Genomic DNA, 21,841 nt, shown 5'->3' with positions numbered 1-21,841 from the left:
GACTGGTCTCTATTTGGTTAAACAGGAGAGTTGTCCAAACTCTTCATCCTCGTATTTTTACAATAGTTGAAACTTCATGACATAACGAAAAGACTCATCCTTTAAAGAACGACTCTTTTTTCAATGAGCTACGCTTAATGAATCAGCATATTGTGAGTAAAAATCATAAGCATAATTATATCGTACCCATTAAAAAAATCCTAGTGTCATAAATACCCTTTTTCTTTTAAACTGATAAATTTTTTCTCTCCTATAATAAGATGATCGAGTATATCAATCCCTATGATCCGCCCGCATTCTACCAATCTCTTTGTAACCTCGATATCTTCCCTGCTCGGGGTCGGGTCACCGGAAGGATGGTTATGGATGCAGATGATCGATGCTGCCGACCGGCGGAAGGCTTCTTTGAACACCTCACGCGGATGGACGATTGAAGCATTCAGACTGCCGATGAAAATGGTCTGTTTGTGGAGAACTTGATTTTTGGTGTTGAGGTAAAGACAGACGAAATGTTCCTGAGCTAAAAAACGCATGTCATTCATGACATAATTCGCTCCATCTTCAGGGGACCGGATGCTGTAGCGGTCATCGAAGGCAAGATTGCCGATCCTGCGGCCCAGTTCGACAGCAGCCATGATCTGAACAGCCTTGGCGAGTCCGATGCCTTTCGTTTTCGTGATTTCTTCCAGGGACGCATCTTTTAATAGATTCAGTCCGTCAAAGCTGGTCAGCAGACGGTTAGATAGCTGAAGAACAGATTCCGCCCTTGTACCTGTCCGGAGCAGGATCGCCAATAATTCCTGATTGGAGAGACTGGCGGCCCCGCTTTGGATGAGACGCTCCCTCGGTCTTTCATCCTGCGGGAAATCACGAATCATCAAATTGTTAGGCTTTTCCACTGTTTTTTCCATAGGCCCTCCTTTGTCAGTCAAAGGAGCCGTTCTTATTGAAGGTAGCCCATTTCACGGAGAGCCCGGTATACTTTAGAGATCGGTAAGCCGACAACGGAGAAATAATCTCCCTTGATTTCCTTTACCAGCTTTGCCCCAAGTCCCTGAATCCCGTAGGCTCCCGCTTTATCAAATGGTTCTTCAGAAGCGATGTAATCGTCGATCTCTCCAGGTGTCAACTCCCAAAACGTAACATCTGTTTTTTCATAAAATAGAGTTTGATTATCGCCATTAAGAATCGCGACACCCGTATACACCGAGTGCGTTTTGCCAGACAGCATGACAAGCATCTCTCTGGCTTCTTCCTCTGATTGAGGCTTTCCAAGGATAGAGTCCCCCTGGGCTACCACCGTGTCTGAGCCTAACACGTAAGACTCAGGGTGTTTTCCTGAAATTTCTTTTGCTTTTTTCAGCGCGAGTTCCATGACCACTTCATGGGGTTTCAAATGAGGCTCAACCGTTTCATCGACATTGCTGCTTATGGTGGTGAAAGATAGTTGAAGCTGTTGAAGAAGATCTTTTCGGCGAGGTGATTGTGAAGCAAGTATGAGGTTGGACATAGCATACCAGTCCTTTCGGAGTATAGATTGGGAGATACAAAATAATAGTACCAAATCCTGCCTCCTTAAACAAGCAGAAGGCGACAAGCAGTTCGATACCTGTCGCCCCATCAATTATTTCCTAGAAAATAGTCGTATATCAGTGTTTATTGTAAACGGCTGTATGTTTCCAGATACGCGAGCAATTCTCCCTGGACATTCGCTGCATCCTCTGACGTCTTGATGGAAAGTGTCTGACTGGCTGCCTTCTTTATCGATTCTTTCATATGTGAAATCGATTCCTGTTCCACTTTGATGCCTTCTATTTCTTTCATGCTGGCTTCAATGGAACCAGCCGCAGACTCATTCGTCTTTTCGTTCAATACCCCGTTACTGCTCTCTTCAGCAAGGATGGCATAGAGGCCATTTGCCTTTTCCAGAAATGTCTTCTCTTCACTGCTTGCCTTGATTTCTTTGGCATTCAGCTCGAAGTCTTTGGCATATACTTCCACACCTTTTTCTTTCATGTCTTCCCCAAGAAGTTTAGCCGTTTCGACATCAGCCGAAACCCCGAGCAGCAAAAACCATTGTCCGTCTTTTTCAACTGACGCGCTCGCGATTCCTTTGGAAGTCAGTGAATCCTGCATAGCTGTTATGGTTTCTTTAGATGAAAAGAAGCCTCCCTGAACGACCGGAGTCGAAAACCCCTTTAGCTGAACAGGACCCGCTGCTGAACGTCCACCCGTCTCATCAGCGGCAGTATCATCCTGCAAGGTTGCCGCAGGCACAGCTCCCCCGTCTGTATTGGTGATGACCTTCAACGTTCCGAATCCAAGAACGGCACCGACAACCACCGCACCGATAATGGACATAAGTAGATTGACCGAATCATGGAAAGGATTTTTGAATGATTTCCGATTCTTCTTTTTCTTGCCGCCCACGTAGTTAATCTTTTTGTATTCCTTTGGAGGCTGAGGAGTTTCATCAGGCAGGTTCCAATCAAAGCCCTGATCCTCGAGTTTTTCTTCCCCTGCTGCTGTTTCTGCTTTACCCAGCTTCCAATCGTGTACACGGTAGTCCTCTTCGAACTCAGTACTCTCACCATTTATTTTGATGGAGATTTTTTTATTGCCGTTAGGTTTGTCCACGATCGCCACCCTCTTCATCTATTTTTTTCCATGCTATCACATCCCATAAAAAAAAGAACAAGACTTTTGTCGTCTTGTCCTAAGAGGTTTTCGTCAAATTTTTTAATAGAAAACTGATTTCCAATATTGTTGATTCTTGCTATAACCTAGTCCGTTTCATTGCGCTGCAGGCACTTGCTTTCCGCGGGGAGGAAGTCGAGCCTCCTCGTCGCTGCGCTCCTGCGGGGTCTCGACCTTTCCTCTTTATCCCGTCGGAGTCAAGTGCCTTCCGCTCCATTACACTCAAGCTTTATCTATTGGTCTCCAGCTTTAAACTATTAAAAAAAATGGTTATTCGTTCTCCTTTTCCTCTGGGAATTGAGGAAAGGGATTCTTTTTTAGGGAGGGTGATGGGCTTTCGATGACAGGAAGTCCGTCTTTGAGATCGTTTAGTTCAGGGATGTAGAAGGCAGATGCGATTACTTCAAAGGTGATGGTATCTTCGCTGTAGCCTTCCATGTTTTCCTTCAGTTCTTGTTCACCTTCGAAATACAGGCCGTTGATTTCGACGATCCTTTCAAGGTTTTCTATTTCTTCGAGGAATTTTTCCATTTCGAAATAGGTCGGTGATTCAACCGTCATCGTCATTTGAAGCCTATTTAATAGAGAAGGAAGTTGGGTTTCGCCGGATGGTGCAGCTTCTGTCTCTTCACTCTCTTTGGGTGCAATGGCTCCGTCGGTTTTCTCAAAGTTAATAGACTGAATGGTGCTCCCAGAGAGCAGTTCTGCTTTTTCGAGATCCAATATGACTCGCTCGGTTAATGGGTCTACAGGGATTTTCTTTTGCAGCGAGGTGGAATCCGGTGTCTCATTTTCCCCGATACTGTTCACCTTTGCCTCGACCGCTTCCTGTAATTTCATCTGAATCCCCAGTTCATCTTTTTTATACTGCAGTCTTTTCTCAGCTGGCTGCAATGCAACGAAGTTTACAGCCGCTAAGATTAACATGCCGGTCATAATCAGACTTATCAGTATTGCCCATTGTTTTTTTGTGAAATCGATTTTCATTCTTCTTCCCCCTCTTCAGAAAGAAGTGCTGCGAGCTTGTCTGAGTCGAAATGAAGGGCATACATAGCCGAATATCTCGGGAGGATATCCTCTTCTTCGGACTCCTCTACTTCTTCAGTCGTGATTTCAAGGATTTCGGCTTCCTCGATCCACTCCACCGTTTTTAACCTGGAGAGGTAAAATGCTGCTTCCCTTGAGGAGTCAAATTGTACGGACAGGTTGATGATCGTTCTGTCACTATACTCAAATTCCTGAATAAACCCTCTTTCAGGTAAAAGAGAGATCAATTCATTTAATAGTGGAACAGTTTTCACTGGATAGTCCACCATGTTCTGGACCGCTTTGTTCAGCTCACCGATACTGTTGGACGCTTCTGCACCAAGGACTTTCGCCTGCTGGGCCTCGATTATTTTTTTGGTGTTCTTGATCTTTTCATCCGTCCTCTTCGTTTCTGTGATGGTGCCCTGCCATGACAGCATCATGAAAACTGCAAGGAGGATGATCATCCCTGCAGTACCCAGGACACTATATGTAAAAGCATTTCGTTTCGTTTCTTTTTGAGGCAAAAGATTAATATCAATAAGTTTCACTGAGCTGCACCTCTTTTAAAGCAAGACCTAACGCGATGGCATATTCCGATGACACCTTTTCGTCATGGAGTGTCGGGACATTTTTCAATTGAAGCAATTCAACCGGTATCGAAACCCTTTCCTGCAGCTGTTCTTTTAATTGCTGCAAGCGGGGGTGACCTCCACTGATAACCGTTTTCTCAACCAATTGCTCGCCTTTATTCAGCGAGTAACGATAAAAATTCATTACTTTTTCGATTTCATTAAGCGTATCCTGAAGCACATTCACTGGAAATTCATCTTCTGATGCACGGTCTTCCAATTCACTTTCCAGTACGATCGGCCTCGTGAAGATGAGTTCATGCTTATTAAAGATCGAAACCGTAAGAAGCTGCTCATCCATATGAAGCAGCATCATGTGTTCATGTGGCGAAGCTTTTCCTTCATGTAGAACAGAGCGATACAGGGCCAGAGGGGCAATGTCTGCAGCGAAAGGCTTCAACTTCACTTCCTCAAGCAAACTCTTATAGCTGTCAACGATTTCTTCCTGTGATGCAACCAATAAAACCTCTTGTTTCTCTCCTGAAGTTCCCAATAAGGAATAATCGAATACCGGATCTTCAAACGGCAAGTGGATGCTTGATCCTATTTCGAGGAAGAGATAGCCTTCCATCTCATCTTCCCTGATGTCAGAAGGTATGGATACTTTTCTCAGGACGACGAACGGATCCGGAACCACGAATCGCACAGATTTGCGCTTGATTTTCCATTCGTCGATGCATTCTTCCAATATGAACAAAAGGCTTTCCTTATCGACGATCCTTCCCCCTTTGATGACGCCATCCGGGAGCTGACGCTCGTCCAGCGAAGCCACCAATGGCGGGGAAGTCTGTTTCAACTCGAGAAATCGAATGCAATGGTCGGTGAATACAATATTTGCTGTTTTATGAGAACTTGAGAGAAACGATAGAAAACCCATGGACCGGATCCTTTCTTTGCAATACTTTAATAGAATAATGATAGATAAAGAGAAATAATCGCGTCGCCGAACAGATAGGCTAATATTGTCCCAGCTGCGATGAACGGGCCGAATGGGATCGGCTTACCTTTTTCAATCAGCTTGAATACCAGGGCTGTCAGTCCAATAACCGCTCCCAGGAATGTAGCAATCATAAAGGAGAGAATCGTGATCTTCACACCGACGGCAAGACCGATGACTCCGTAAAGCTTGATATCTCCTCCGCCCATGCCGCCTTTGCTGATGATCGCGATAAGCAGAAGCAGTCCGAATCCGAGCGCACCGCCTGCGAGGCTGTCCCACCATGGTGAAAGGGGGATGAATAGGCGTTCGATGATGAAAAGCACTAGGAAAAAGAGAAGGACTTTGTCGGGGATGACCATATATTTAAGGTCGGAAACCGTAATGATGACGAGCATGGAAATCATGGTCCAAGCGACAAGAATCTCCCACTGCATCCCTAACTGCAGATAGGCTAGTACAAATAGCCCAGCATTCAAAGCTTCCATAAATGGATATAAAGGAGAAATGCGCCCTTTGCACTGGCGGCATTTCCCCTTTTGGATGAGATATGAAAATACAGGTATGAGCTCCAGGGCCGTCATTTGATGACGGCAGTAAGGACAGCTCGACCTGGGTTTTACGATTGATTTCTTTAACGGCACCCTTAGGCCGACTACGTTGTAGAAGGAGCCTAGGAGGAGTGCGTACATACAAATTATAAGTAGCATAGTAAAATTATATCTCTGAATCTGGAGCCGTACCTATTTCTCTATCATCTTTAGCTGCATCATTTATTTCATTTATTGAAGCATTAATAAATTCTATACTAACGCTACCCTTCGTTCCAGTACCGGTTATCGTAAAAGTGTTTGCATCTGTAATTGTCACAGAATATGCTTCGGTCCAAATATCTTCGTCATTCTCAGTAAGATAATCAGCTAAATCAGTAGCATCTAAATCACTACCGTCTGCGGGAACACCCTCAGATGCAACATACAACTTCGCAGCGTTCAGGACTTGAAGTCCTTCCGCCTTAACGGCATCCGCACGAGAATTCTCAATAATATTTGCAATACTCGGCACCGCAATCGCCGCAATAATCCCCAAAATCACAATAACAGCAAGCAACTCGACAAGAGTTAAACCCTTATCATTTTTCAAAAACTTTTTCAACATCTTTCTTCCTCCCCTTTTGGTTTTTATGTAGTACTTTTGTACTCTATCAATCTACTTTCATTATACAGCAGAACAATTAAAAAAATAGTAAGAATGTGTAATATTTTATCAGAAATGCTAGAAATTTTGAACATTGTTAAACATTTCAAACATCGGAATCATGATAGCTGTGACAATAGTCCCTACAAGGCCCGCCAGTACGACGATCATCAGCGGCTCGATCAGTGATTTCAACTGATCCGTGGTGTTTTCTACTTCTTTTTCATAGAAGTCTGCGACTTTAGAGAGCATACCGTCGAGCGAACCCGTTTCTTCCCCGATCGAGATCATATGTGAAACAAGCGGCGGGATGGCCCAATGATCTTTCATCGGTTCAGTAAGCGAGCCTCCGCTCTCAAGGGAGTCCTTTGCTTCCTTTATGACTTTTGCAATCACTTCGTTTCCCACTACTTTCTCCAATATCACCATGGACTGAAGAATGGGTACGGAACTGGAAAATAAAGAACTGAATGTCCTTGTCATTCTTGCAAGCACTGCTTTTTGAATAAGGCTCCCGAAAATCGGAATCCGTAAAATCATATAATCCAGATAATATTTCGTTTCCTTTTTGCGCCTTAGTAAGGTGATCCCGACTGAAGCCAAGATGACGAGAAGCAACAGAACATACCAATACTTCTGCACGATCTCACTGGCGCCAAGCACTGCTCTTGTGATCAACGGCAGCTCGCTTCCCATATCGGCAAACATATCAACGAAGGTAGGGACGACAGCCAGCAGCAGGAAAACGACAACGCCGATTGCGATGACTCCGACCACTGCAGGATAAGAAAGGGCTGCAATGACTTTTTGCCGGGTCGTATGCTGCTTCTCATAGTGATCACCGAGTCGCTCGAGCGTTTCATCGAGGCTCCCCGTTGCTTCACCTGCTTTCAGCATATTGATGAACAAAGGTTCAAAGACCTTTCGATGCTTGGCAAAAGCTTCTGACAGCGGGTTCCCCTCTTTCAATTCCAACTCAACTTCCGACAGTACCTTCGCTAGCGCTTTACTGCTTGTTTGGGCGGAAAGGATCCTCGTTGCATCGACGACGGTCACCCCTGCTTTCAGAAGCGTGGAAAACTGCCTTAGAAATACGACCATCTGCTGAAGCTTCACTGGGTTTCCAAGTGTGATTTCTTTCGTGAGAAGCGTTTCCGGAACCTCTTCTGCAGAGATGACACGTATCCCCTGATTCTTCAGTCTCAGCATTGCTTCTTTTTTCGAAGGGGCGGAGATGACTCCCCGCTTCCTGCCGCTCCTGTCCCTTCCTTCATATTTAAACCGCGTCATACAGAAACGGTCTCCTGCATGTACGGCTGAGCAGCTTCACGTGAGACCATCCCGATGTCCACGTATCTTTTGACCGACGAATGAAGAAGCTCCATCCCCATCGCTTTTGACGTCTGCATCACGCTTGGAATCTGGTGGATCTTCTCGGAACGGATCAGGTTTGCGACTGCTGAATTATTCAACAGCACTTCTGTCGCAGCCACTCTCCCCTGTCTATCTGCAGTCGGCAGAAGGCGCTGGGCGATGATCCCTTGAAGAACCGATGCGAGCTGCACCCTGATTTGCGACTGCTGGACGGAAGGAAAGACGTCAATGATCCGTTCAATCGTAGACACCGCACTGGATGTATGGAGTGTGCCGAGCACGAGGTGACCGGTTTCAGCTGCAGTGATCGCCGTATGGATCGTCTCCAGATCACGCATCTCCCCCACCAGGATGACATCTGGATCCTGCCTTAATGCACTGCGAAGTCCATATGCAAATGACTTCGTATCAAAGCCGACTTCACGCTGATCGATGATCGAAGAGCCGTGCTTGTGCAGATACTCAATCGGATCTTCAAGTGTGATGATATGCTTTCTCATCGTTCGATTCATGTATTGGATCATCGAAGCCAATGTGGTCGATTTCCCGCTTCCCGTCGGTCCCGTCACGAGCACCAGACCTTGAGGCTTTTCGGCAATCCTCATCAGTACATCCGGAAGGTTCAGTTCTTCAAGCGTAGGTATTTTCGTCGGTACGACACGCAGTGCAATAGAAATGCATGAACGCTGATGGTACGCATTCACCCGGAATCGCGAGACGCCCGGAATCGCGTACGAAAGATCAAGCTCTCCGCGTTCTTTGAATTCACCCCAGAGCTCTTCGGGGATGACGGCTTTTGCCATTTGTTCTGTATCATTCGGCTTCAAGACATCCTGGCCGTACCGTTTCAAATCTCCGTGAATGCGAAAAACGGGAGATGAACCGACGGTAAGGTGGATATCGGAAGCTTTTAGTTCAAATGCTGCTCTTAATAATTGATCTATGCGTTCTTTCATCGTGATCACCTTCTTTACTCGATTGCAACCCTGAGAATTTCTTCCGTCGTGGTAATCCCTTGCTTCACTTTCAACAAACCATCATCCAGCAGAAAGATCGTTTTCGATCTGTACGCCGCTTCCCTCAAGGTTGACAGCGGTTCATTGTTCATGATGATTTTTTTCATTTCTTCATTGATGACCAGGACTTCATGAATCGCCAGCCTGCCTTTATATCCCGTCATATTACAGGCAGCACAGCCTTTTCCTCGGTTGATTTTCTCGACCGAGAGCCCTCTGCGCTTGAAAATATCAAGTTCCCTCCTGGTCGGGGTCTCTTCGACTGCACAGTCACGGCATACCTTCCGGACCAAACGCTGTGCTACGATTCCACTGAGGGATGTCGCCACCAGGAACGGCTCCACCCCCATATCGATGAGGCGTGTGACCGTCGTCAGCGAGTCATTCGTATGGATTGTACTCAGTACCAAATGACCTGTCAGGGAAGCACGGATAGCCACTTCCACCGTTTCTTTATCACGTATCTCCCCGACCATGATGATATTTGGATCCTGACGGAGGATCGAGCGCAGTCCTTTTGCAAAAGTGAGCCCGACATTGGCGTTCACCTGGATCTGGTTGATTCCCTCGAGCTGATATTCGACCGGGTCTTCGACTGTGATGATGTTGACTTCTTCACTATTCAGCCTGTTTAAAGCTGCATATAGTGTCGATGATTTACCTGACCCGGTGGGCCCTGTGATGAGGACAATGCCTGTAGGACGCTCGATCAGGGACTGGAACCGTTTCATGTTAAGCGAATTGAATCCGAGCTGGGTAAGATCGTTTAGCGAGGAGCTCAAGTCAAGGATCCTGAGAACCATCTTTTCACCGTAAATGGTCGGCAAAGTCGATACCCTCAGATCGATCGGACGGAAATCGATATTCGTCTTGATCCGTCCATCCTGGGGAATCCTGTGCTCTGTGATATCCAGTTGGGACATGATTTTAATCCTCGCTGTCAGCATGCTCTGCATATGTTTCGGTATCGCTCTTTCCGTCCGGAGGATACCGTCGACACGATACCGTATCAGCACTCTCGTTTCCTGGGGGTCTATATGGATGTCACTTGCTTTCTGGGTCATTGCATTTGAGAGGATCTGATTTACGAGCCGGGCTATCGGTGAATCCTGATCCATGATCGTTTCATCCTGCTCGGCCTGGGGTTCGTTCCCCAATCCTTTTAACTCTTCAAAACTCTCATCCATGTCATAAAATTTATTGATCGACCTGAGGATATCATCTTTGGTCGCTATCGCTGCTTCAATGAAAAATCCTGTTGATAAGCGAAGATCTTCTATCACATAAAAATCCATTGGATCGGCCATCGCGACAAACAGCTTGTCTCCTTCCTTTTTCAAGGGGATGATCAAGTTCCGCTTCGCCATATCTTTAGGAATCAGGTGAAATAGCTTTTGATCAAACGGATACCTGAATAAGCTTACATGAGGGATGCCCAGTTGAAATTCGAGCACTTCGATCAATTGCTGCTCCGTGATGTACCCCTTCTGCAGGATGGCATCACCAAGTTTTTGATCTTTGCTTTTCTCTTTAAGGGCCTGCTGAAGCTTTTCCTCGGTAAGCAGGCCTGCTTCCACTAATAAGTCACCTAATCGTTTCCGTTCTTGTGCCATTTTCAATACACCCTCTTCTTATATGACTACTACTTCATGTTTGGATTCGGAATATTCCCGCTTGAGGAAGGCTGGTTTTCAGGTTTCTCCTGCTGCTGGGGACCTGATTGTTCATCCTGGTCTTCTTCATGACTGTCAGCCTCATTCTTCTCCTGCTGATTGGAGTCCCCGGCTTTACCATCATTTGTACCAGGGGAACTGACGGCAGCTTCTCCTGCTGTTCCACTATCCCCATTGCTGTCGATGTAGTCTTGGAGACTGACGAGCTCCTCCCTGTGAACAGGCGGATAATACTCTCGTGAAAGCAATTCTTCTTTCAACACCGCACCCGTGGAATCCAACATGCTCTTCCATACCTCAACCTGGACGCCATCTTCCCCTTCTGACCTTACTTTTGTTTGTCCTTTATCGAGGTAAGGGGTGAATTGCTTAATCACCCTTGGTTCCACCGTTTGTTTGTTCTGCAAGGAGATTTCCACCTCATAAGGGAGTTCCGGTCCTTCTAAAACAATAAAAAAAGAATCCCCGGTCATCTGAAAGCGTATCTTGTATGACTTGCTGTTCGGATTTGCAAATATGAAGTCCTGATGCAGTCCCCTATCCACTCTTGCTTCGAATCCAAGCTCAGCATAGTCCGGCAGTGAACGGCCCTGATGGCGCTGAATGACGTCTAGGTCGGAGTGGAGCAGGATTGCATATAAACCAGTTGAAATCAAGCTCAGCTCTTTATCAGTCAGGCTATTGATGTGTTGATCTTCCACGAATTTCAAGAGTGAAAAAGTTGATATGGGTTCGATATCGATCTCTGAAAAAGAAGAGAGAAATTCTTCAAGCCCCGGAGTCACTTCAACTTTCCCCATCTCTTTTACAGCCAATACCTGCATTTCCTCCATGCTGTTCAGATAGTCTTCAAGCGAGAATTCCAGCTCATCCTCATCAAGCATTGAAGCTCTTTGCAGTACAGCATCTTTGAGCTTGTCGATATGTATGCGTTCAATATCCATCCCCAAGGATTTTAATAATTGCAGAAGCAACTCTTCGTCCAATTGTAAATGGAGCGGGGAATCTCCCCCTTCAGCCGCATTCCCTACAGTGGCATCAACATCAAACTGAAATACTTGGGAAGGGATGCGTTCCTCCACACCCAAATAGGTAACCTTGAGATTATGACTCTCTTTCCACAAGAGTATTTCTTCTTGCAGTTTTGTTTTTATTTCCTTGGTTCTTTCATTTGAAATGTTTATACCTGCTATCTTCGTTCCATTGGCTGAAACATTTTCCGATTGAAAAATACGGTCATACAGATAGGCCCCTGCATGCGCTGAACCGAATAGATACACTGTGCATAGCACTAAAAAAACAGAAATAGTATAAGATGATTTTTTCAATGAGGGACCTCCTCCCTGACTGTGATTTTACCTTTTTCTCCCGGAAAATAATCGGTTGTATTCTTCTTCTTCTTCTTCCATTTGAAAAGGTGAAGGACTTTTGACGGAATCGGGTATCCCGTCCTCGATTGACGGCAGTTCTTCTTCTGCGACCGCCTCATTAAATTCAAATGCGTCCTGCCCCTCAGCTTCATAAGAAACCACAGGCTGAATGTCTTCCCAATCCAATTCTTTTATGTAGTCCTGCTGTTCTTCCTCAATAAAATCGTCTTCTATATCCTTTTCGGGATCGTCTTCTGATTCTGTTTCATCATCAACGGCATCGACATTATGTTCAATAGTAGTTTCATAGATTTTGGGTTCATGATACTGGGCGGCGGGTGAAAGAGGTTCTGGTTGAAGTTCGGCGCGCTGGGCATTTATCCCATTCTGGATTCTTGACTCGGCTAAATAGGCAGTCAGACCTGTCAAGAGAACCAATACGGCAAGCACACTTATAAACGGAAGAAAATCACTGCCTATTAAAGCCAGGATCGTTATACAAAAAGAGATGAAAGAAATGTACACCTTCTTTTTGAACGCGAGCTTTAAAGGAATGAATTTCAGGAACGGAAGCAAGAGGAGAAAAGCACCGGAAGCAAATAGTAAAGTGTTCATCACAAACCTCCCACTTTCAGACTAAAATCGCTAGAATCGTACAAAATTCGACTATTACTATTTTATTACAAAGACATTAAAATTGAAACAATATGATTGCAATTGAAGGGAGAAAAAATAAAGTTAGTCACTGATTGTCCAAATACACTTATATACATACACAACAAAGTATGCGGCAATAGCAAGAAAACACCTTCCCGTGAAGGAAGGTGTCTCTATTTCACATATTCCGCCACACGATTCCGCCCGGCCTGCTTTGCACCTGTATACAGCGCCCTGTCGGCATGGCGGATCAAGGCCATTGTATCGTCTGCATCTTGAGGGGCAGTGGCGACTCCGATACTCGCGGTGATCCTGACCATTAGTTTTCTGTTGGATGCTTGCAGCGAATCGTGTAGGAAGAATGGACGGTGGGCAATGATCTTCCTCACGCGTTCCGCCAGCGTAAGGGCTTCTGCTCTTTCTGTATCCGGGAGGAGAATGACAAATTCCTCACCGCCATATCTTGCGACAGTGCCTTTGGATCCGATCAGCTTGCACAATCGGCCGGCGAGCTGGATCAATATTTCATTGCCGCTCTGGTGACCGTAGTTATCGTTGATGACCTTGAAGTGATCAATGTCCAGCATGATCAGGGATAAGGATGTTCTCCCACCCTTTTCAAGTTCATTGAACTCAAGTGACAGCATATCTTCGAAGTATCGGTAATTATAAAGATTCGTGAGCGCACATCTTTCACTGTTTTGCTTTGTTTTTTCATGATGTCTTGCATTTTGAATTGCAACCCCGAAATAGGAGCACAGGATTTCTACAATCATCAATTGAAATTTCTCATATGCCCGTTTTTTCGAAGACGCCAAGAGAAGGATTCCCTCTACCTTCTGGCTTCTCACAATCGGTACGCACAGGACGCTTTCCACCCCGGCGGGCATATATGCGTCTGCGAGTCCGACCCATTCAGACCTGGAGTCATATATGACCGACTTTCCTGACTCCCACACCATACCGCTGATTCCCTGGCCTTGCCTCAAAGTCGGGAACTTATGCACATTTTTCTGCTTGCTTTCGACGCTTCTCAAAAGAACCAGTTCATCACCTTTGCAGTCCAATATGTACGCGTATTCCACTGGCAGGGTTTCGATGATCTTTTCAAGGAAGATATCGAGTACTTCATCCACCTTCAGGCTCTCTGTCAGCTGATGTCCTATTTCCCCGGCTTTTTGAAGAGATTCATTGATTTTTTCAGAGGAATTATACATCTTCAATATCAACGATAAACTAATGAATGGGATACCAATCAGCAGCGATGCGAATGGACCTATTTGGAAAGTGAGAAAATACAGTGAAAGGGACATCGGGAACATGATCATATTTGCAATAAAATCCCATATGAAATCTTTGCTGTAAAAACGTATATCATTCACGACTACATAACGCTGGTAGGCTAATAGAAGGAATTGATTGATCATGATGGATGCCACTTGGTAACTCAAGGCGGCAGGAAGCATTTCCCCTATACTTGTCGCACCCGTTTCACCGCCAAGCAGAAAATAGATCAACCCGCTTGAAAAAGAAACAAGAAAAAACATGAGGGAATTTAATGGCGCCCTGTGCCAATCTGTTTTAGCCATTCGAAGTCTTATCAGCAAGGGGATAATTGAAAACTGCATAAGAACGATTTCTACAAACAAACCGTATTTCAAGAATCCCACAAGGGTTACCCATTGAATAAAGAAGATGGTGGAGCCATTGATGACGATTGGCATGAGTGGGATGGCTGTGGCAAATACTACCAGAGTGAGCAGTTCCCATCCGTTTCCTTCCACATTTTGAGGAGGATAGAATTGATATGTATAATACAATCCGGCAGGCACGATTGCCAGCCATGCAAACAGGATCCATAGTTTCTTTTTAAGTGAAAGCTGCATATCTCTCCTCCTTCATCTGCCATCTATAATGAAAAATAGTTAAATAGTCACAAGTTTAAGAATATTTTATCAGAGTAGCAGGATAAAGTCACTTATTTTTTCTGGAATTTTCTAACTTTTGAAGAAGCACTGGTTTGACTTCTGATAAAAAGTAGAGCGACCCTGTGATAAATAATACTTCATCATTCCCCATAGATTTCAGTTTTTCTTCTATATAATGCTGCCAGTCCCCTGCTTTCATTTTGTGGGGATGATCGGATAAGGAATATAATTCATCTGCATCCGCCACTCTCGGAAAGGAAAAAGATGTGAAGCTTATGGCCGAAGCAGCTTCTTCTAGCATCCCTATCATGTGTTTCAGTTCTTTATCCTTCAAAGCCGAAAATAGAATCGTCACTCTTTTAGTTGTAAATCGTTCCTTGATCGTCGTCACCAAGGCTTTGATCCCTTCAGGATTATGAGCACCATCCAGAATGACAGCCGGCTTCTCGCTGACCACTTCCATCCTTCCAGGCCAATAGGCTTTTTTTAATCCAGCAACAAGGTGCAAGTCCGTAATTTCAATCTCACTTTGTGATTGGAGTAATTCCACCGTTTTTAAGGCGAGCGCTGCATTCTGGACTTGATGTGCCCCCAACATGGAAATTTCATAGGTGCCATTTTGTGCAGATGACTCAAAATGAAATCTTTCTCCATTATCCAAAACTGTATCCCGGTGAATTTGAAAATCCTGTCCAGATTGATATACAGGGCTTCCATTTACCTCTGCCGCATCATGAATGACCTTTCTTGCTTCAGGCTGTGATACACCGGATACCACCGGAACACCTCTTTTGATGATGCCAGCTTTTTCAAACGAGATTTCCTCAATCGTATCCCCTAGAAAATTCATATGATCCATTCCGATACTTGTAATGACCGATACAAGAGGGGTGATCACATTCGTGGAATCCAGTCTTCCTCCAAGTCCCACTTCATATAGAACAAGATCGGGCCTTTCTATTTCCGCAAAATACACCATGCTCATCGCTGTGATGACTTCAAATTCGGATGGCTCTCCCCACTCGCTGTCTTTCATCGCCTCTGCAATCGGTTTTATGAGAGAAACAAGTGAAATAAGATCACCATCAGGAATCGGTTGTCCATTTACAGATATACGCTCATTGAAACGTTCGAAATACGGGGAAGTAAAAGTACCGACCGTATAGCCTGCCTCCTGGAGGATATTGCGTATATAAGTGACCGTCGATCCTTTCCCGTTTGTTCCGCCGATATGGACGGACTTTAATTTCTCATGGGGATTCCCAAGCTCTTCTAATAAATGATTCATTCTTTGGAGTCCCGGCTTTATCCCGAGTCTCAGCCTGGCATGAATCCACCCTACCGCTTCTTCATATGTAAACATGTCTGATTCACTCCCATCAAAAAAAGGCCGGAGCGGAGCCTAGCTGCTTTAGGGGTGGTTTTCCCTATACAATTAGACTCCTGCTCCTAAGCCTTCTCAAATAGTTTTTATACGGTTTTTAGTTCCTCTATTCTCGCTTTTACCGTTGCCTGCTTTTCCAGGTAATCATTTTCTTTGGCTTTTTCTTCGTCTACCACTTTTTGAGGAGCTTTGCTTACAAATTTTTCGTTATTCAGCTTTCCTTGAACACGAGCTACCTCTTTCGTCCACTTTTCAAGTTCTTTTTCAAGACGGGCGATCTCTTCATCGATATTGATGAGTCCTTGTAATGGCAGGAATAACTCTACTCCTGTCACTACTGCAGTCATCGCTTTTTCCGGTGGAGTGATATCCGTTCCCATATCCAATTCTTCCGGATTACAGAAACGTTCGATATAAGCTTTATTTTTATCGAGAATGTTCAAGATCTTTTCATCTTTCGCTTTCAGGATAAGCTTGATTTGTTTACTCATCGGCGTGTTTACCTCTGCACGGACATTTCGTACAGCACGGATGATTTCTACAAGAAGCTTCATTTCCTCGGAAGCATCGGCGTCCGTCAGGTCTTGGTTCACTTCCGGCCATGCTGCTACAGTGATCGATTCGCCTTTATGCGGCAGGTTCTGCCATATTTCCTCGGTAATAAACGGCATGAACGGGTGCAGAAGTCGCATTGTGTTGTCGAGCACGTATGCAAGAATCGAACGGGTTGTTTTCTTGGCCGCTTCATCTTCCCCGTATAATGGAAGCTTCGCCATTTCGATATACCAGTCACAGAAGTCATCCCAGATGAAGTTATAAAGGATTCTTCCCACTTCACCGAATTCATAGCGGTCGGCAAGACGTGTCACGTTTTCGATTGTTTCATTCAGACGGGTAAGGATCCATTTGTCAGCAACGGATTTTTCTCCGCTCAAATCGATTTCTTCATAGGTCATTCCATCCATATTCATCAGGGCAAAACGGGATGCATTCCAGATTTTATTGGCAAAGTTCCAAACGGACTCCACTTTCTCAAATGAGAATCGCAGGTCCTGACCAGGTGAGCTGCCAGTCGATAAGAAATATCGAAGCGAATCGGCACCGTACTTCTCGATGACATCCATCGGATCGACACCATTTCCAAGGGATTTACTCATTTTGCGGCCATCTTCAGCACGAACAAGCCCGTGGATCAGAACATCTTTGAATGGGCGTTCTCCTGTAAATTCTAGTCCTTGGAAAATCATGCGGGATACCCAGAAACCGATGATATCGTAGCCAGTTACAAGCGTATTTGTCGGATAATATCTCTTAAGGTCTTCCGCATCCATATCAGGCCAGCCCATTGTGGAGAAAGGCCAAAGCGCTGAACTGAACCATGTATCAAGGACGTCTTCTTCCTGCGACCAATTTTCACTGTCAGCCGGCGCTTCTTTTCCTACATATACTTCACCGGTTTCATTGTGGTACCATGCAGGGATTCTATGTCCCCACCATAATTGACGGGAAATGCACCAATCACGGGTGTTTTCCATCCAGCGCAGATATGAATTTTCGAAACGGTCAGGAACAAAGTTTACTTTTTCGCCTTCTTTTTCCTGCAGCTTGACTGCCTCCTGTGCGAGCGGATCCATTTTGACGAACCATTGCGTGGACAGGTATGGCTCTACAACCGCTCCGCTTCTCTCAGAATGTCCAACCGAGTGCATATGTTCTTCAATTTTAAACAGTACGCCAGCTTCCTGAAGGTCCTTGACGATCTGCTTACGGCAGTCAAAACGGTCCATCCCTTTATATTTGTCTGCTTTTTCATTCATGCTACCGTCTTCATTCATCACCAGGATGCGTTCAAGATTGTGGCGGTTCCCGATTTCAAAGTCATTCGGGTCGTGAGCAGGCGTGATTTTCACAGCACCTGAACCGAATTCCATGTCTACGTAATCGTCACCGACGATCGGGATTTCGCGTCCAACGATCGGAAGGATGACCGTTTTACCTATCAGGTGCTTGTAGCGATCGTCCTCAGGATGTACAGCGACTGCTGAATCACCAAGCATTGTTTCAGGACGTGTTGTCGCGATTTCAATATGTCCGCTTCCATCAGCCAGTGGATACTTCATGTGATAGAAGGCACCCTGGACATCCTGGTGGATAACTTCAATATCGGATAGGGCCGTCTTCGTCGCGGGATCCCAGTTGATGATGTATTCACCGCGGTAAATCAAGCCTTTATTATACAGATCGATGAATACTTTCTGAACGGCTTCAGATAAACCTTCATCCAGCGTAAAGCGTTCGCGGCTATAGTCAAGGCCCAGCCCGATTTTTGACCATTGCTTGCGAATATGCTCTGCATACTCTTCTTTCCATCTCCATGTCTCTTCAACGAATTTCTCACGACCCAAGTCATGACGCGAAATCCCTTGACTGCGCAGCTTTTCGTCCACTTTGGCCTGAGTGGCGATGCCGGCATGGTCCATTCCTGGAAGCCATAATACATCGTAGCCTTGCATACGCTTCATTCGCGTCAGGATATCTTGAAGTGTCGTATCCCATGCATGGCCGAGGTGAAGTTTGCCTGTTACGTTCGGCGGTGGAATGACGATTGTATACGGTTCCTTTTCTTTATCGCTTTTCGCTTCAAAAAACTTTCCTTCCAGCCACCATTTGTATCTTCCCTGCTCAATGGCATTCGGATCATATTTGGTCGGCATCGATAATTGATCTTGAGTTTCCATTGTATATCCTCCCTTAATCATTGTAGGTTTTTAGAAAGGTGATTTAAAACACAAAAAATCCTTCGCCCTGTAAAAGGACGAAGGATTCGTTTCGCGGTACCACCTTTTTTCTCAGAAGCCGTACAGACCCCTGAACTCTCAATGAACAATAACGGCTTTTAACCGGCTTCTACTACTGTCTTCATAGAAGCAGCTCTTCAGGCGACCTTCCATCGTCTTCGCTTGGAAAATCTCTCAGCAAATGATTTTCCTCTCTGAAAGCGGGGGGCAATGTACTCTTCCTGTTCAACGCTTTTTAAATTATTTATGTACTCATTATAGTATAGGATTCACTAAACTTTCGTCAATCATTATCGCCCATTTTCATAAAAAATATTCTTCAGTATCTCTCTATAGTTTACCCGAGAACCAATTTTCATTCTTTTCATAGGATATAGTAGTGAATCTACCCAGAAAGTGAGTGAAAAGTATGCGAAAGTACAATCCATACACCCTGCCCCCATGGCTGCGTAATGTTCGCTTGATCTGTAAGCAATTCATCATCCCTTTTTCTGTGTTTCAAGCCATCCGGACCATTCTGCTTCCCACCACATTTGATGTTCTTCTCTTGACCCTGTTCATCGGCATCGCCCTTGCCATCTATTTTGATTGGATATAAGGACTGACGAAACATGGACTTTCGTTTTCGTCAGTCCTTTTTTTATGCCTCCGATTCTGCCTCGGCTGCTTCTTTTTTCTTCCGCTCGATTTCGTCGAGCCGCATGACTACGTATTCCGTGTTTTTCAGCAGCCAGTAATGACGCTGAAGTTTTTTTAGTGATTTACGCTCATTCCTTTTGCCTTTCGGAGTATGAAAATATTTTTCAACAATGGCGATTACGGAGCTTGGGTAGGCTAAATAACACATAAACAGAAGCCTTTCTTCGTTGCGGGCAGTAAAGTGCTGAAAGTATGTTTCTAGCCACTCTACACATTCGTCATAATACTTTGGATAGGTTTTCAAGGTTCTGGACAGGAACGGCAGCAAATCATGAAAAGGAGACGCGATTTTTGAGTTTTCGAAGTTATTGAAATACCCGAGCCCCCTGTCATCGTACAAGAAATGCTCTGTTGACAGTTTGCCGTGGATGATGACCGTTCTGACCTTCTCAAGATCCTTCGTACTTTCATACCATTCATCGAGCGTTTTCCTTGAAAATTTGAGAGCCTGGGACACATCCTTATAAAACATACAAAAATGATATTGAAACGGTGACATATAAACGCTTTTTTCACATTCCTCCACGTATTCATCCAGAAACTGCTGTTCCTTTTCCCAGCGTGAAGTCAGCTGTTCATAATGCGATTCTCTTTCTTCTTTGTTTATTTTCACATCCTGTGAGGATATCGTATGGAGCCTGGCAAGTTCACGGAACAGCTTCTGGTGCTTTTCGAATCGGTCTTCCTTCTCCTGGTTGTTCAGCCACGGCATCACATAGTAAAGTTCCCCCTCGTGCCAGACAGCATAACGCCCGTCCATTGTCGGATAGATGGGCACGATTCGGTTATACCCCCGTTGAAAAAGGGTCTGGACGTTCCGGACGAAATCGACTCCGGTCTGAGCGGATATATGCTTTACAGCAAGGGTCCCTTTATTCGAGTACACTTTGCTTACTTTCCCTGTGTCTTCCACAAAATAGGGCTCTACCCCATATGGCTGCAGCACAGGTCTTAGACTATCGATGGTTTGCACGATTTTTGCACCTCCCCGTTATTACAAGGTATCAAAGCTGATCTATTAAAGTGTGATATTGATTTGCAATTCAGCCACGCGATTGGCATTCCGGCTATTCCACTAGTTAATTTCGCCAAGTAAAAAAAGAACGGACTGCCGCCAGTAAGTTGGTGTCAGTCCTGATTCATCGTCAATATTCAATCGTTCTGCTTCATTTTTAAATTACGCCTTGAACACAGGCTCTTCATTTGGGATGTAGAGAACCTGGCCGTTGTACACATCCTGATTCGCTTCCAAATGATTGACCCGTAATAGCTGGGCAATCGTCAAATCATATTTTTCTGCGATGTTATCGAGTGTTTCCCCTTCTTGCACAATGCAAACTCTAAGCTTTGCTGCTCTTTCCTCTTCTTTACGTGCGAAGAAATCGGTGAGGGAGATGGATTCATATTTCTTTTTCCCTTTGATTTTTTTCTTTTTATCGGCCGCTTCTTCACTTTCAGCTTCCAATTCCGCTTCCATTGAGGAAGATTCTTCTTCTTGCTCCTCTTGAACCGGAGCCGGTTTCTGCATATTCATTTGTTCACTGGCAGGCTGTGTCACTTCCTGCTCCTGCGAGGATTCGCTTAATTCATGCTCAGGAAGTTCAAACACATTTTCCTTTCTATAGTAGCTCTCTTCTTGTGCTGAATGTGAATCATACTGGATATGAACAGGAATCTCATCTTCTTCCCCGGCAGGAGGGGTTCTTCCTTCCAATGAGAACGGCTGATACTCATCATCCTCTGAATCATCCGTAGATTCATCATCTGTGAGATCATATTCATAATCGTCTTGATCATATGATTCATTCTCATCTTCATCATGATCGTAGTATTGAGGACTTGCTTCTTCCTCTTCTTCAACAGGTGCGTCAAGAACGGCAGCAGAACGGTGAAGGGGGGCATAGGCCTCTTCTTCGCTGTACTCCACTTCAAGTGGTGTATGAGTCTGCTGTTCACCGTAAATTCCTGTGATGGTCAAATCTGCATTCAGTTTTAAACAAGCATTTTCAGGAACGACATAATCAAAAGATTCCACAAACACATCGATGTCCCCTAAATTGGCAATGCGGTTTTTTGGAATCGTCACATCGACCGGGAAGCGGTGGACAAACTCATTTTCCCCTTTTTCCCTTTTTTCAACTGTCTGAACGAATTTACCGCTCGCCTCAAACTCGTCTACACCTTCATCATCCCTGAGAGTGCTCGGCAGGTATTCCCCGGATAAATCAAGCGTCCCTCTGATGAGTACATACTGTTCCTGTTCTTGTATCGTTATATGTGGATCTAAGGAGATAGATAGCAGTTCTTCAACTTCCTGTCCTTTTTTGAACCAAATTGATTCTTCCAAAGAAAATCGCAGGCACGATTGTTGATCTTGTGACAAAGAAATTCCTCCTTTCAAGTTCCAAACCTAAGAAATATATGACAATGTCATTATCACTTTATGATTTGGA

At 44.9% G+C, this 21,841-nt stretch carries 19 protein-coding genes and 1 other annotated feature; of the genes, 1 reads left to right on the top strand and 18 read right to left on the bottom strand.

The window, feature by feature from the left end; genetic code table 11:
- Nucleotides 1-206 precede the first annotated feature (206 nt).
- The 16 genes from radC to ACXAFV_RS07515 all read right to left on the bottom strand — a co-directional run bounded on the left by radC (nt 207) and on the right by ACXAFV_RS07515 (nt 18,629).
- The gene (gene radC, locus ACXAFV_RS07590) at nt 207-911 is read right to left on the bottom strand and encodes a RadC family protein (RefSeq protein WP_475125501.1); all 705 of its coding nucleotides are present in this window, start codon (nt 909-911) and stop codon (nt 207-209) included.
- A gap of 32 nt (nt 912-943) precedes the next feature.
- Nucleotides 944-1,510, bottom strand: coding sequence for a Maf family protein (locus ACXAFV_RS07585; protein WP_475126092.1), 567 nt, complete (start codon nt 1,508-1,510; stop codon nt 944-946).
- 146 nt (nt 1,511-1,656) lie between these two features.
- Entirely contained in the window at nt 1,657-2,637 is a 981-nt protein-coding gene (locus ACXAFV_RS07580; RefSeq protein ID WP_475125499.1) for a hypothetical protein, read from the bottom strand.
- Between the two features lie 330 nt (nt 2,638-2,967).
- On the bottom strand, nt 2,968-3,684 hold the full coding sequence (locus ACXAFV_RS07575; protein ID WP_475125497.1) for a hypothetical protein: 717 nt from the start codon (nt 3,682-3,684) through the stop codon (nt 2,968-2,970).
- Entirely contained in the window at nt 3,681-4,274 is a 594-nt protein-coding gene (locus ACXAFV_RS07570) for a PilN domain-containing protein (RefSeq protein ID WP_475125495.1), read from the bottom strand. The genes ACXAFV_RS07575 and ACXAFV_RS07570 overlap by 4 nt, the downstream gene beginning before the upstream one ends.
- Nucleotides 4,261-5,232: a type IV pilus biogenesis protein PilM gene (gene pilM / locus ACXAFV_RS07565; protein ID WP_475125493.1), complete on the bottom strand. Its 972-nt coding sequence runs from the start codon at nt 5,230-5,232 to the stop codon at nt 4,261-4,263. Before pilM ends, ACXAFV_RS07570 begins: the two co-directional genes overlap by 14 nt.
- 26 nt (nt 5,233-5,258) lie before the next feature.
- Entirely contained in the window at nt 5,259-6,002 is a 744-nt protein-coding gene (locus ACXAFV_RS07560) for a prepilin peptidase (protein ID WP_475125491.1), read from the bottom strand.
- Nucleotides 6,003-6,009: 7 nt separating this feature from the next.
- Nucleotides 6,010-6,450: a type IV pilin protein gene (locus ACXAFV_RS07555; RefSeq protein WP_475125489.1), complete on the bottom strand. Its 441-nt coding sequence runs from the start codon at nt 6,448-6,450 to the stop codon at nt 6,010-6,012.
- 117 nt (nt 6,451-6,567) lie between these two features.
- Entirely contained in the window at nt 6,568-7,779 is a 1,212-nt protein-coding gene (locus ACXAFV_RS07550; RefSeq protein ID WP_475125488.1) for a type II secretion system F family protein, read from the bottom strand.
- Complete coding sequence (locus tag ACXAFV_RS07545; RefSeq protein WP_475125487.1) at nt 7,776-8,819, bottom strand: type IV pilus twitching motility protein PilT; 1,044 nt, start codon at nt 8,817-8,819, stop codon at nt 7,776-7,778. Before ACXAFV_RS07545 ends, ACXAFV_RS07550 begins: the two co-directional genes overlap by 4 nt.
- Before the next feature lie 14 nt (nt 8,820-8,833).
- The gene (locus tag ACXAFV_RS07540) at nt 8,834-10,492 is read right to left on the bottom strand and encodes a GspE/PulE family protein (RefSeq protein ID WP_475125485.1); all 1,659 of its coding nucleotides are present in this window, start codon (nt 10,490-10,492) and stop codon (nt 8,834-8,836) included.
- A gap of 29 nt (nt 10,493-10,521) precedes the next feature.
- Nucleotides 10,522-11,880, bottom strand: coding sequence for a VanW family protein (locus ACXAFV_RS07535; RefSeq protein ID WP_475125483.1), 1,359 nt, complete (start codon nt 11,878-11,880; stop codon nt 10,522-10,524).
- Between the two features lie 27 nt (nt 11,881-11,907).
- Nucleotides 11,908-12,537 carry a hypothetical protein gene (locus ACXAFV_RS07530; RefSeq protein WP_475125482.1) on the bottom strand — a complete coding sequence of 210 codons (630 nt, stop codon included), beginning with the start codon at nt 12,535-12,537 and terminating at the stop codon, nt 11,908-11,910.
- A gap of 215 nt (nt 12,538-12,752) precedes the next feature.
- A complete protein-coding gene (locus ACXAFV_RS07525; protein ID WP_475125480.1) occupies nt 12,753-14,465 on the bottom strand; it encodes a diguanylate cyclase in 1,713 nt (570 codons plus the stop codon).
- A gap of 88 nt (nt 14,466-14,553) precedes the next feature.
- Nucleotides 14,554-15,870, bottom strand: a complete 1,317-nt coding sequence (locus ACXAFV_RS07520) for a bifunctional folylpolyglutamate synthase/dihydrofolate synthase (protein ID WP_475125479.1) — start codon at nt 15,868-15,870, stop codon at nt 14,554-14,556.
- 107 nt (nt 15,871-15,977) lie between these two features.
- A complete protein-coding gene (locus ACXAFV_RS07515; protein ID WP_475125477.1) occupies nt 15,978-18,629 on the bottom strand; it encodes a valine--tRNA ligase in 2,652 nt (883 codons plus the stop codon).
- 70 nt (nt 18,630-18,699) lie between these two features.
- Nucleotides 18,700-18,927: a binding site (T-box leader), on the bottom strand.
- A gap of 171 nt (nt 18,928-19,098) precedes the next feature.
- Between ACXAFV_RS07515 and ACXAFV_RS07510 the strand changes: the two genes are divergently transcribed.
- Nucleotides 19,099-19,287, top strand: a complete 189-nt coding sequence (locus ACXAFV_RS07510; protein WP_175990861.1) for a hypothetical protein — start codon at nt 19,099-19,101, stop codon at nt 19,285-19,287.
- A gap of 42 nt (nt 19,288-19,329) precedes the next feature.
- Here ACXAFV_RS07510 and ysxE read toward each other — a convergent pair whose 3' ends face one another.
- Both ysxE and spoVID read right to left on the bottom strand, forming a co-directional pair.
- Nucleotides 19,330-20,361: a spore coat protein YsxE gene (gene ysxE, locus ACXAFV_RS07505; protein ID WP_475125476.1), complete on the bottom strand. Its 1,032-nt coding sequence runs from the start codon at nt 20,359-20,361 to the stop codon at nt 19,330-19,332.
- A 204-nt stretch (nt 20,362-20,565) separates the two neighbouring features.
- Nucleotides 20,566-21,771 (bottom strand): stage VI sporulation protein D, encoded by a 1,206-nt coding sequence (gene spoVID / locus ACXAFV_RS07500; protein ID WP_475125475.1) that lies wholly within the window; start codon nt 21,769-21,771, stop codon nt 20,566-20,568.
- Nucleotides 21,772-21,841 lie beyond the last annotated feature (70 nt).

The sequence above is a fragment of the Rossellomorea sp. ABR4_012 genome (assembly GCF_056159545.1).
The sequence above is the reverse complement of the archived record's forward strand: the minus strand, read 5'-3'. Positions and strand labels throughout refer to the sequence as shown.

What these genes read in the sequence shown, in the direction of transcription:
- radC (WP_475125501.1), bottom strand. Translation starts at nt 911, where the DNA reads ATGGAAAAAACAGTGGAAAAGCCTAACAATTTGATGATTCGTGATTTC.
- ACXAFV_RS07585 (WP_475126092.1), bottom strand. Translation starts at nt 1,510, where the DNA reads ATGTCCAACCTCATACTTGCTTCACAATCACCTCGCCGAAAAGATCTT.
- ACXAFV_RS07575 (WP_475125497.1), bottom strand. Translation starts at nt 3,684, where the DNA reads ATGAAAATCGATTTCACAAAAAAACAATGGGCAATACTGATAAGTCTG.
- pilM (WP_475125493.1), bottom strand. Translation starts at nt 5,232, where the DNA reads ATGGGTTTTCTATCGTTTCTCTCAAGTTCTCATAAAACAGCAAATATT.
- ACXAFV_RS07560 (WP_475125491.1), bottom strand. Translation starts at nt 6,002, where the DNA reads ATGCTACTTATAATTTGTATGTACGCACTCCTCCTAGGCTCCTTCTAC.
- ACXAFV_RS07555 (WP_475125489.1), bottom strand. Translation starts at nt 6,450, where the DNA reads ATGTTGAAAAAGTTTTTGAAAAATGATAAGGGTTTAACTCTTGTCGAG.
- ACXAFV_RS07550 (WP_475125488.1), bottom strand. Translation starts at nt 7,779, where the DNA reads ATGACGCGGTTTAAATATGAAGGAAGGGACAGGAGCGGCAGGAAGCGG.
- ACXAFV_RS07545 (WP_475125487.1), bottom strand. Translation starts at nt 8,819, where the DNA reads ATGAAAGAACGCATAGATCAATTATTAAGAGCAGCATTTGAACTAAAA.
- ACXAFV_RS07540 (WP_475125485.1), bottom strand. Translation starts at nt 10,492, where the DNA reads ATGGCACAAGAACGGAAACGATTAGGTGACTTATTAGTGGAAGCAGGC.
- ACXAFV_RS07530 (WP_475125482.1), bottom strand. Translation starts at nt 12,537, where the DNA reads ATGAACACTTTACTATTTGCTTCCGGTGCTTTTCTCCTCTTGCTTCCG.
- ACXAFV_RS07525 (WP_475125480.1), bottom strand. Translation starts at nt 14,465, where the DNA reads ATGCAGCTTTCACTTAAAAAGAAACTATGGATCCTGTTTGCATGGCTG.
- ACXAFV_RS07520 (WP_475125479.1), bottom strand. Translation starts at nt 15,870, where the DNA reads ATGTTTACATATGAAGAAGCGGTAGGGTGGATTCATGCCAGGCTGAGA.
- ACXAFV_RS07515 (WP_475125477.1), bottom strand. Translation starts at nt 18,629, where the DNA reads ATGGAAACTCAAGATCAATTATCGATGCCGACCAAATATGATCCGAAT.
- ACXAFV_RS07510 (WP_175990861.1), top strand. Translation starts at nt 19,099, where the DNA reads ATGCGAAAGTACAATCCATACACCCTGCCCCCATGGCTGCGTAATGTT.